Here is a 10,337-nt window from a genome sequence, read left to right as displayed (position 1 = left end):
GCGCCGCATCGCAACACGTTACGACCGATGCGCAAAGACCTTCCTCTCAGCCGTCGCCCTCGCCGCAACTGTCTTGTTCTGGCTTTGACGGTCAATGAGTCTGGACCCTAGGCGGTGATCGTTGAATTCGGTCCCACCGGTGAGGGCAATCTTGGTGCCTTGGGGCAACATCACTTCGGTTTCCGAGCGGCGCTTGGCGGACAGGAAATCGCGGCTATCGATCAGCGCTGCCGTCAGGTGCTTGTGGTTCACCATCGAGCCAGAGCGGGGCCGCCAGGTCGAGCCGGTGTGCAGCTCAAAGGCCTCGGCGCTGCGGTCGCGGAAAGCTTCGAGACAATGTCGCCGTTCGACAAGGCTGGTGCCTTCAGCCGTCAGGCGCTCAAGCTCGGTCGATTTCACCTCGGAGCCGTCTTGTTCGCGCTGCAAACGGTGTTGCGCCACTTCGTTGTCGTCGAGCAAGCGTTCCGTGCGGGCGGCGGCGCGGTGGAAGAGGTTGACCTGACCCCAGAGCAATTCTTCGAGGTCGGGTTCCATGCGGGTGTCGCCAAGGGTCGCTGCGAGAGCATCGAAGATATCGCTGACCGCGTCGATGAGGCGCTCGGGTTCCGGCATCGGGCGCAGATCGACCTCGTCCTGGAAAGCACGGGTGCCGTAGAGCTGAAGCTCTTGAAGCGCCCAGGCGGTCTGGGAAAGGGCGGGGTTGCGGTCGAAATCTTCGCTGTGGAATTGGGTCGTCATGGTCTTTTGCCTCCGGCTGCTCGGGCCCGCGCGACATCCCGCGCGGCCTTCATGGGCTGCGAAAGCTGTCACTGGGGACGCCGCTTCACCCCCTCTTTGGGGCCGGAACGCATGTGGAGGAGGACGGGGGGCGGCTGATTTGCCTCGCGATGCAAAGGCGGGGCGAGCCCCGCCGGCGGAAATCAGTTGCCCCCCGTTCTTGAAGGGGCGGCCCCTTTGACGGCCGCCTGCCCATCTCTTGAAGGACGTGCGGGTGTCGGGCGGGTTCGATAGCCGGGAACAGGAGAAAGACGCGACCCAGCTCCTCAAGCGATGCTTGAGCCCTGCCCCGCTTCCAGACTGTTTTTGCGCCTCGAGCGTTCAGATCGTCAACCGATGCTGATCCTTGAGGTCGATCTGCTCTGCCAGATGCTGGCGCAGCGCTTCAGCGCCGTGGGCTCGGAGTTCGTCGTTGAAATCCCCGAGCTGCGGCTCAAGCACCCGCACGGCAATCCCGGCCTCAGTTGCTCTGGCGTTCAACCTTTCCGCCGCGCGCTGCCCCGCCGGATCGCGGTCGATAGCGATGTAGAGGCGCTGCAACGCCGCAGGCAACAGGACGGCTCCGAGGTGACCCGACGAGAGCGCCGCCCAGACGGGTAACGAAGGTGCCGCCTCGCGCACAGAAAGCATGGTCTCGATGCCTTCCCCCAGCACGAGGATTTGATCTGCAGGAGCGATCCTGACGGCATTGCCGAGGAGGTGACCCATAGCCCGACGCGGTGTGTCGACAGCCGCCTTGTCCTGTCCGTCAGGTGCCAACCAGGTGCGATGCACGCCCTGCAAGGCCCCTGCCCCATCGGTGACCGCTGCGATCAGCGCCGGTCTGGGGACAGCCTCGGTCTGACCCTCATCCCGATGCCAGCAACTCGGGTGGAAGCGCAGGGTCGCACTCGGCACTGCTTGGGTGATGCCCCGGGAACGCAGGTAGACCTCTGCCAGAGAACCCGCCAAAGGCAGCGAAGCCGCAAACAAGCGCGCCGCTGCTGCTGGCGTACCCGAGGGGGATTTTCGGCTGCGCGGGGAATTTGCATCTGGGAGAACCGGCTGCGGACGGCCAAGATGCGCTCGGGCCTCGGCCAGAAGGTCGGGAAAGCGCGTGATCCCCGTGCGTTCGCGAATGATGTCGAGGAGATCACCGTGTTCACCGGTTGCGCTGTCGGTGAATTTCCCGGCGGCGCCCGCCCCCGACGCGGGGCCAGTCAACCTGACAAACAGCGAACGGCCAGGATTGTTCTGCAAATCGCCGACCATCCAGTAAGCACCTTCCCGCCTCCCAGCGGGAAGGTAATGGCGGCAGACGCTTTCGGCATTTTGCGAAAGGTCTCGCAACAGATCTGTCGTTTCCAAAGACATGGCACACACTCTTAACAACCGTTGCGTGCATGTAGACCCTGGATGGGGAAACGTGCAAGCAGGTGATCGAGCACTTTCACACCGCCGGAATCCGTCGGACAGAAGAGGCGCAGCTTCCAAGCGATGATTTCCGAGAAAAAGCCATCGGCCTTGAGCCGGTCCTTCTGCGCTTCCGTGAACCCGGAGAGCTCGATCCGGTTGACCCCCATGACGCGGGAGCGGTGCAGCTCCATCCCTTCGGCCAGGCGCACCACGGTCTTGCCCTCCAGAACGAGGGCATGGACCTGGGCTGCACTGAGCTTCGGCGCGTCGTCGGCAAGCGTTGTCGCGACCCAAGCGGGCGAGACACGGCGGCCGATGATGCGTTGACCGTCATCGGTTTGGAGCCGATATACGCGGGTTTCATCCTGGGGAAGTTGCTTCCAGATTGGCAGCAAGAGCCCGGCGACGATATGGAGCGTGGACTCGCTGAACTCCGGCACCTCTGCCAGTTCTGCGGTCCAGGCGGCGGAGAAGGCGGTACGGTCAGCTTCCAGCCAGTGCGTGTCCTCCATGATCTTGACGGGCACGGTGCTGGCCTCGGTCGGGCGGATCAGGCGCAGGCGCGGCTCGATGGTGCCATCCTCCAGCATCAGGCTGGTGGCGGGCACCTGCACCGCTGCACGACCTGAGCGGCTGTTGACCAAGAGCCGCGCCTTCGGGTCGTCGAGCCAGTCGAGCGCATCCGCGAGCGCGGTCGGCGTGTTCCGCCGTTTCTCCGCGATGGTCAGCAGCTGGGTTTCCGCCCCGGAGCCGGGATGGGCGTAGATGATCCGAGCATCCGTGACGCGGAAACTCTCGGCGCGCAGCGTCTCAAGGCCGAGATCATAGACCCCAGCGGCGATGGCACCCTCGATGCGCTGTTCCAAAAGTTCCTCAAAGGCGGCGAAGAGCACGGCTTGCATATGAATCGTCAGCGCCAGCAGGCGATTGAGGAAGGTTGTGATCGGCGGCAGGTCGTCCTTCAGGCCGTTGTCATCGGTCAGGCTGAGCCCGGTTGCATCCTCGAAGGCACCGAGCGAGCAGCCCGCCACATCGCCGCGATAGATTCGGCGATAAAGCTGGCGCAAGCCGTCGCGGGCGTAGGGGCTTTCGAGATTGTCCTCGGGGCGGAACAGCCCCTGACCGCCGGTCTGGCGTTGGCCGCGCGTGATGGCCCCGAGCGTGTCGAGGCGACGCGCGATGGTGGACAGGAACCGCTTTTCCGCTTTCACATCGGTAGCGACGGGCCGGAACAGCGGCGGCTGCGCCTGATTGGTGCGGTTGGTTCGGCCGAGGCCTTGGATGGCGGCATCGGCTTTCCAGCCGGGCTCCAAGAGGTAATGCACTCGCAGGCGCTGGTTTTTCGCCCCGAGGTCGGCATGATAGCTGCGCCCCGTGCCGCCAGCATCCGAGAAGATCAGGATGCGCTTCTGGTCATCCATAAAGGCGGCGGTTTCCGCGAGGTTGGCAGAGCCTGCCCGGCTTTCCACGACAAGGCGCGCCGCCGGACCCTCGCCTTTGCGGACGATGCGGCGCGAGCGGCCTGTGACCTCGGCCACGAGGTCGGTGCCGAAACGCTGGACGATCTGGTCAAGCGCCCCGGGCACGGGTGGCAGCGACGCAAGCTTTTCGATCAGGGCGTCGCGACGGCGGGCAGCCTCCCGACACTCGACGGGCTGGCCATCGCGCACCACGGGCCGGGAGGAGAGGTTGCCTTCGCTGTCGGTGAAAGGCTCATAGAGCTGCACCGGGAAGGAATGGGCAAGGTAGTCCAGGACGTATTCCCGTGGGGTGATGTCGACGCGGATGTCGTTCCATTCGTCGTTCGATATCTCCGACAGGCGGCGCTCCATCAGCGCTTCGCCCGTCGAGACGATCTGGATGACGGCGGCATGGCCAGCGGCCAGATCAGCCTCGATGCTGGCAATCAGGGTGGGGGTTTTCATCGAGGTGAGCAGATGGCCGAAGAACCGCTGCTTGGCAGACTCGAAGGCGGAACGCGCGGCAGACTTGGCCTGGCGGTTCAGCGTGCCATTCTCACCCGTGATATTGGCCGCTTCCATTGCTGCCGCAAGGTTGTTGTGGTGATGGCGAAGGCGCCAGCATAGGCATCGTAAATGCCGCGCTGCTCATGGGTCAGCGCATGTTCCAGCATCTCGTATTCGACGCCGTCATAAGAGAGCGAACGTGCAGTGTAGAGACCCAGCGAGCGCAGGTCGCGCGCCAGCACCTCCATGGCTGCCACGCCACCGGCTTCAATCGCCTCGACGAATTCCCCGCGGGTGGCGAACGGAAAGTCCTCTCCGCCCCAAAGCCCGAGGCGTTGCGCATAGGCGAGGTTATGGACCGTCGTGGCCCCCGTGGCTGAGACATAGACCACGCGGGCATTGGGCAGCTTGTACTGCAGCCGCAAGCCCGCCCTGCCCTGCTGCGAGGCCTCGGTATCGCCACGCTCGCCCTTTGATCCGGCGGCATTCGCCATCGCGTGGCTTTCGTCAAACAATATGACACCGTCAAAATCGGCCCCCAGCCAGTCGACGATCTGGTCGACGCGGGACTTTTTTGCCCCCCGCTCCTCTGAGCGCAGAGTGGCATAGGTGGTGAAGAGGATGCCTTCCGAGAGCGGGATGTCGCGACCTTGTGCAAAACGCGACAGCGGCGTGACCAGCAGCCGCTCCTGGCCAAGGGCAGACCAGTCGCGCTGCGCATCTTCCAGCAGCTTGTCGCTCTTCGAGATCCAGAGCGCCTTGCGGCGACCCTGACACCAGTTGTCGAGCAAAATCCCGGCCGACTGGCGGCCCTTGCCCGCACCAGTGCCGTCGCCAAGAAAGAATCCTCGACGGAAGCGGACAGCGTCAGCGGCATCTTCGGGCGCGGCCGAGACCATGCCGCCGGTTTCATCGACAGTCCACGAGCCGGCGAGATACGCGCCATGCGCCTCGCCCGCGTAGATCACCGTTTCAAGCTGTGCGTCAGAGAGCAGGCTCTCGTGCAGGACGGCGTTGGGGAGCTTCGGGCGGTAGGTGGGATTCGGGGGCGCAACGGACGCCATCGCCGCCGACTGCACAAGCTTGGTCGGGTGCTGTGCTGCGCCGGGAATGTCGATGGCCTGAAGCCGGAATGTCTCGTAGATCGCGTCGGAAAGGCGCGCGGTATTGGCCTCCTCAGTCGCATCGCGCAGCGCATAGACCAGATCTTCGGCCTCGATTTGTGCACTGGACTGGTGAGGCTGGGCCGCAGGGGCTGCGCGGGCTGTGCTGAAGGCCGTGCGCGTGGCGCGGGCAGGATTTCCCGGGAAGGGGGAAGAGGGGCCCTGCCCGGCTGGTGCGACCTGCGCCAGCGCGAGGCGCGGGGGGGCGTGGGCGGTGATCAGCGAGAGCAGACTGGCGACATCAGGCGATATCGGGCGCGCCAGATCGGCGGTGATGCCGCCCGCCTCGCCACCGCGGCATTTGTCGAAGACCGAAATCCGCGTCTCGAAGCTGGTGCCGTGCTTGGCGAAGGCAGCACCCGACACGGCGCCCGCAAAGACCAGATGCGCGGTCTCGGTCAGGCGGGCGAAGGTATCGGCCCAGACGGGCGCATCCGGCGCGAAACTGGCACCCGTGATGGCGACCAGCCGTCCGCCGGGGGCAAGGCGTGCCAGCGCCGAGCGCAGATGCCGGGCTGTCGCTTCTGTCGTCCGGCCATCAACATGGGCCACAACCGAGAAGGGCGGGTTCATCAGGATGACGCTCGGGCGAACACTCGTGTCGAGATGATCGTTAATCTGCGCGGCGTCAAAACGAGTGACCGGGCGGCCCGGAAACAGCAAGCGAAGAAGGTCAGCCCGGGTGTCTGCCAATTCGTTCAGAGCGAGGCCGCCGCCCGCAATCTCGGCAAGAACGGCCAGAAGCCCGGTCCCGGCCGAAGGCTCGAGGACCAGGTCGCGGGGCGTGATCTGCGCGGCCGCAAGTGCCGCGAGCCCCATGGGCAGCGGCGTCGAGAATTGCTGGAAGCGCTCCATCTCCTCGGACCGCCGGGTGTGAGTGGGCAAAAGGCCTGCCACCTTGGCGAGGATGGGCAGCAGCGCCGTGGGCGATCCGGCACGGGTCAGCAGCGCACGGCCGAATTTCCGGAGGAAGAGGACCAGCGCCACCTCGCCCGCCTCATAGGCGAGCTTCCAGTTCCACGCACCATCGGCATCGGAGCCGCCAAAGGCGCGCTCCATCTCAGCGCGCAGGCGCAGCGCGTCGATCCGGAAACCCTGCGCCAGATCAGGCTGCAGCGCTTCGGCCACGCTCAAGATTGTAGCGGCCGTATCGAGGGACGGGATAGGGGCGACAGGCGCAAGGGCGCGCTCGGTCGCAAAGGGGGCGAGATGGGTCATCGGGAAACTCCGGAATGAGGGACAGGATCAGCCCCGGACGCCCTCTCTCGGGCACCCTCAGGCCTGATCCTCCCCGGCCCCCCTCTTCCTCACTCAAACCTCAAGTTCCGCGCAGCCGGCTTGATTTTGTTCCTGTTATGTTCTATGTTGAACAACAAGCCACGAAGGGAGACTGCAGATGGAAAGTAACAGCTTCGCCCTACCCGCGACGCCAAAGCAAATCGCCTATGCGCGTGCGCTGGCATTCCGCAATCAGACGCTATTACCATGGGATGTGCAGCAAGATATGCGCTCCTTGAGCGCCTGGATCGAAGCGCAGGCCCGGCTGAAACCAGTGTCAGAATTTGACCGGCGGCCCACGTCCAAGCAGGTGGCCTTTGCCGAGAAACTCGCCCGGATTAAAAGGCGCGCTGTCCCGGACGAGTGCTTTCGCGACAAAGGACTGATGTCGAAGTGGATCGACGGGAACAAGTGAAGCGCTCCGAAACCGATGCGATCCGACCCGCCCAATCTGACAGGCCTCCTCGCCCCGGATCATGATAGCCGCTATCGGGTGCCTCAGAGATCGACGTCAATCGGCAATAGCTTCTTTGGCAGGCGACATGCAAACGACTGGAAGTCATACCAGAGCGTAAACACCAGTGACAGTGCCACAGCGTGAGCCACTGTTTTGGTCGACAGATTAATGGTCAAAACAGATCGAGTTCGTCAACGTGGATCACTAGACCACGCCCGCAAAAAGGTTGACCGCAATACCGATCAGGATCAATCCACCCACCCAGGCCAAACGTTCCCGAAGGCGCTGCTGATGGCTGAGGGCGCGCGTGACAGTGCTGCCCATCACAGCAACCACAATATCAGACGGCACTGCTGTCAGGGGCACAAGCGCGCCCAGCACGAGGAACTGCAGCCGAACATCCTCCGCAGAAACCTGTCCGGCACCGCTATCAATGAACGGCGGCAGGAAAAGCGCAAAAAACAAGACGGTTTTCGGATTGAGCAATTCCACGAGAATGCCCTGCCACACAATGCGATGAAACGGCTCACGCGCGACCTCACTCGCTTCGAGAGAGAGCTGCGAGGACTTGCGTGCTGTCCGGATCATATCGACACCCAACCATACCAGATAGGCCGACCCAACCACCCGAAGCACTTCGACGACCCAATCAAATTGTGCAAAAACCGTTGCGAGACCAAAGGCGGTCGCCACCGCCAGCAAGACACCGCCGAGCCCAAGGCCAAGAGCTGAGGCAAGACCCGCTGATTGGCTCTGCCCGATGCTTCGGGACGCGACATAGAGCATGGAGGGGCCCGGCGTTGCGCTCAGCGCAAAGCCAGCAAGGGCGACGGCAAAGATAGCATCAAGATGGGGCATCATTCATACCTGCGGAATGTTCAATCTGTGTTCAAAAGGGTTCTTGATAGCCGACCCGGCCTTTACCTCGCCAGACAGCTCCTGTTTGCGGCGCAATTCGCGAAAATAGGGGAAATCCCGCACAAGCATCCGCTCAAGATGGGCCCCGGCAAGGAACGGTTCGTAGCGGGAAGGGCGATCAGGCCTGACAAGATGTGGAAACGGGGCGATCATCGTATCGTAATTCGTCGCTACAAAATATGGCAGGGAAAACCGTTCCGGACTGAGGTTCAAAACCCTATGCGGCGTGGAGCGCAACAGACCATTGCTCAAGGCTTCGAGCATATCGCCGATATTGACCACAAACACGGCCGGATCTACCGGGACGTCGATCCACCGGTCGTCCTGTGTCATGACTTGCAGGCCCTCATTGCGGGTATGGAGAAGGGTCAGACACTCGTAATCTGTATGGGCCCCCATATTGACCGACTGATGATTGACCATGTTCTGGTGGCGGACATAGTGCAGGAGCCTCAGCTGCGAAATTGGTTTGGTCATCTGGCTGGTCATCGTCCCTGAGGGCAGCTCAAGATGCAGCTCCAGCGCCGAGCAGACCAGATGACCGAGCGCCGAGACTTTCGCATAGTAAGCGCCAACGGTCTCCCGAAACCCAGGAAGGTCAGGCCAGACATTGGGGCCAAGAACTCTACACCCCGCCAAAAAATCCGGATCCGTTGCCGGAAGGTCGAGGCCGAGATCGAAGGCTTCATAATTGCGGCTCACCTCATCCGGATAATCGCCCTTCTCAGTGAACGGAACATATCCGCGATGGTTTGGACTGTCGCCAATGTAATACGCGCGCTTTTTCCGATCTGACAATGCAAAGAACGCTATTGCCGACTGATAGGTCGCCTCAATCAGCTCTGGCTCAATCCCATGGTCGCTGATGCGAAAAAAACCAAACTCGCGTGCAGCTTGACCAATGGCATCCGCTGTCGCCTTGATGCCCTCGCCGTCCCCAGCAAGCAGCGCGGCAACACTGATGAGCGGCAACCCAGATGATCTCTGCTCATATTCCACACCTGAAATCGCCATTCGTTTCCCCCCGGTCGTCTCAACCTTTGGTTAAGGCCTCTTGGTTAACGAATTGTTTCCGTCTGCGGTCGTAGCCGGGAAATACAGATCGAAAGTTGAACCCTGCCCAATGCAGGTTGTCACGCCAACAGCGCCCCCCGATTGCTGCACAAAGCCAAGCACCATGGAAAGGCCCAACCCGCTCCCCGAACCGACAGGTTTTGTGGTGAAGAAAGGATCAAATATTCGGTAGACATCCGTGTCAGAAATGCCGCTTCCGAAGTCCTGGACACGTAGGCGCACATAGTTCCCCGGTTCAAGTTCATTGGTCAGTGGCGGCATATTCGACCGACTGAGCCGCACATTTCCTGTGGAAATCAAAATCCTTCCGGTGGCGGTTCCGGCATCACGGGCGTTTGTCATCAGGTTTCGCAAGGCATTGTCGGTTGCGGAGCGGTCGAGGCGGATCGACCAGAGCTGTGATGCAAGCGATACCTCCACGATCGGGCCAAATCCCCGATCGTCCTTCTGGCAGATGTCCGCAACGACCTTATTGAGGTCGATAAGATCAGGAACATGTCGTGCCTTTCGCGAGAAGGCCAACATGTCATGGATCAGCTTTGTGCCTCGGACGGCGGCCTCTTTACCGTCTTGCAGGAAAGCTTGTGCGTCAGGCGATGAAATCTCGCCTTCAAGCAATTCGAGATTCCCACAGACAACGGTAAGCAAATTGTTGAAGTCATGCGCGAATTTTCCAGTAAGTCGCCCAATCGACTCAAGCCGCCTAGCTTCGAACAATCTTGTTTCCAACGCCCTTCGGCTGTCCTTTTCCGCGCTCAATTCTGCATGCGTCTTTAAGAGGTCATTATACCGGCGCGACGATCGCTCCGCTTCTTCCAAAAGAGCCAGTTTGGCGCTGGTCATTGCAGCGACAGTTGTGAGTGTTTCCAAATCCGCCGGTCCGAACGCCCCGATGGCCGGGTGCTCGCTGTCGATCACGCCAAGGACACGGTTGTCGAGGACAAGTGGAACGCATATTTCCGACCGCGCAGGCTCGGTATCGGGAATGTAGTTCTGATCTTTCAGCAGATCGTCAATAATCGCAGGCTCTCGTTCCTGCGCGACTGTTCCCGTAATACCTTTTCCGAAGGGAATAACCAGCGGATTGAGAATGCTCCTGCCAAACGGGTTTTTCTCCCCCCAGGCGGCCACCTGGGTCAATGTGGTCTGCTCCGCATTGGCTTGGTAGATCACGCAATCAACAAAACCCAGTTTGCCGACTGAACCGCCCCAGCTTTGCTGGAGACCAATTAGTCCGTTTCACGCGACCATATCGAGTGTATTCAAGTTTGCATAGAAGGCCTCCTCTGCTTCGGCCGGTGGGATGTT

Annotated in this window: 5 protein-coding genes and 3 pseudogenes; 2 read left to right on the top strand and 6 right to left on the bottom strand. The window is 61.7% G+C overall.

Translation table 11 applies throughout. The annotated features are described in order from the left end of the window. Nucleotides 1–88, top strand: a pseudogene (locus tag EGN72_RS00805) (IS5/IS1182 family transposase); the annotation flags it as partial. A 20-nt stretch (nt 89–108) separates the two neighbouring features. Here the strand turns inward: EGN72_RS00805 and EGN72_RS00800 are convergent. The 3 genes and pseudogenes from EGN72_RS00800 to EGN72_RS00790 form a co-directional block, all read right to left on the bottom strand. Further along, nucleotides 109–738: pseudogene (locus EGN72_RS00800) on the bottom strand (hypothetical protein); the annotation flags it as partial. 360 nt (nt 739–1,098) lie between these two features. Then, on the bottom strand, nt 1,099–2,130 hold the full coding sequence (locus EGN72_RS00795; RefSeq protein WP_127044763.1) for a toprim domain-containing protein: 1,032 nt from the start codon (nt 2,128–2,130) through the stop codon (nt 1,099–1,101). 11 nt (nt 2,131–2,141) lie between these two features. Next, nucleotides 2,142–6,520: pseudogene (locus EGN72_RS00790) on the bottom strand (strawberry notch-like NTP hydrolase domain-containing protein). Nucleotides 6,521–6,698: 178 nt separating this feature from the next. Here EGN72_RS00790 and EGN72_RS00785 point away from each other — a divergent pair. Continuing rightward, nucleotides 6,699–6,995 carry a hypothetical protein gene (locus EGN72_RS00785; protein ID WP_127044762.1) on the top strand — a complete coding sequence of 99 codons (297 nt, stop codon included), beginning with the start codon at nt 6,699–6,701 and terminating at the stop codon, nt 6,993–6,995. 246 nt (nt 6,996–7,241) lie between these two features. On the opposite strand, the gene EGN72_RS00780 is transcribed toward EGN72_RS00785, so the two are convergent. Genes EGN72_RS00780 through EGN72_RS00770 form a run of 3 tightly spaced genes read right to left on the bottom strand, consistent with a single transcriptional unit; the run spans nt 7,242 to nt 10,220 of the window. Further along, nucleotides 7,242–7,895, bottom strand: a complete 654-nt coding sequence (locus tag EGN72_RS00780; RefSeq protein ID WP_127044761.1) for a LysE family translocator — start codon at nt 7,893–7,895, stop codon at nt 7,242–7,244. 3 nt (nt 7,896–7,898) lie between these two features. Then, nucleotides 7,899–8,969, bottom strand: coding sequence for an isopenicillin N synthase family oxygenase (locus tag EGN72_RS00775; protein WP_127044760.1), 1,071 nt, complete (start codon nt 8,967–8,969; stop codon nt 7,899–7,901). 30 nt (nt 8,970–8,999) lie between these two features. Then, nucleotides 9,000–10,220, bottom strand: a complete 1,221-nt coding sequence (locus EGN72_RS00770) for an ATP-binding protein (RefSeq protein ID WP_255417399.1) — start codon at nt 10,218–10,220, stop codon at nt 9,000–9,002. Nucleotides 10,221–10,337 lie beyond the last annotated feature (117 nt).

It is taken from the genome of Pseudorhodobacter sp. E13 (assembly GCF_003991405.1).
Classification (GTDB): Bacteria; Pseudomonadota; Alphaproteobacteria; order Rhodobacterales; family Rhodobacteraceae; genus Pseudorhodobacter.
This window is presented reverse-complemented; position numbering and strand designations above follow the sequence as displayed.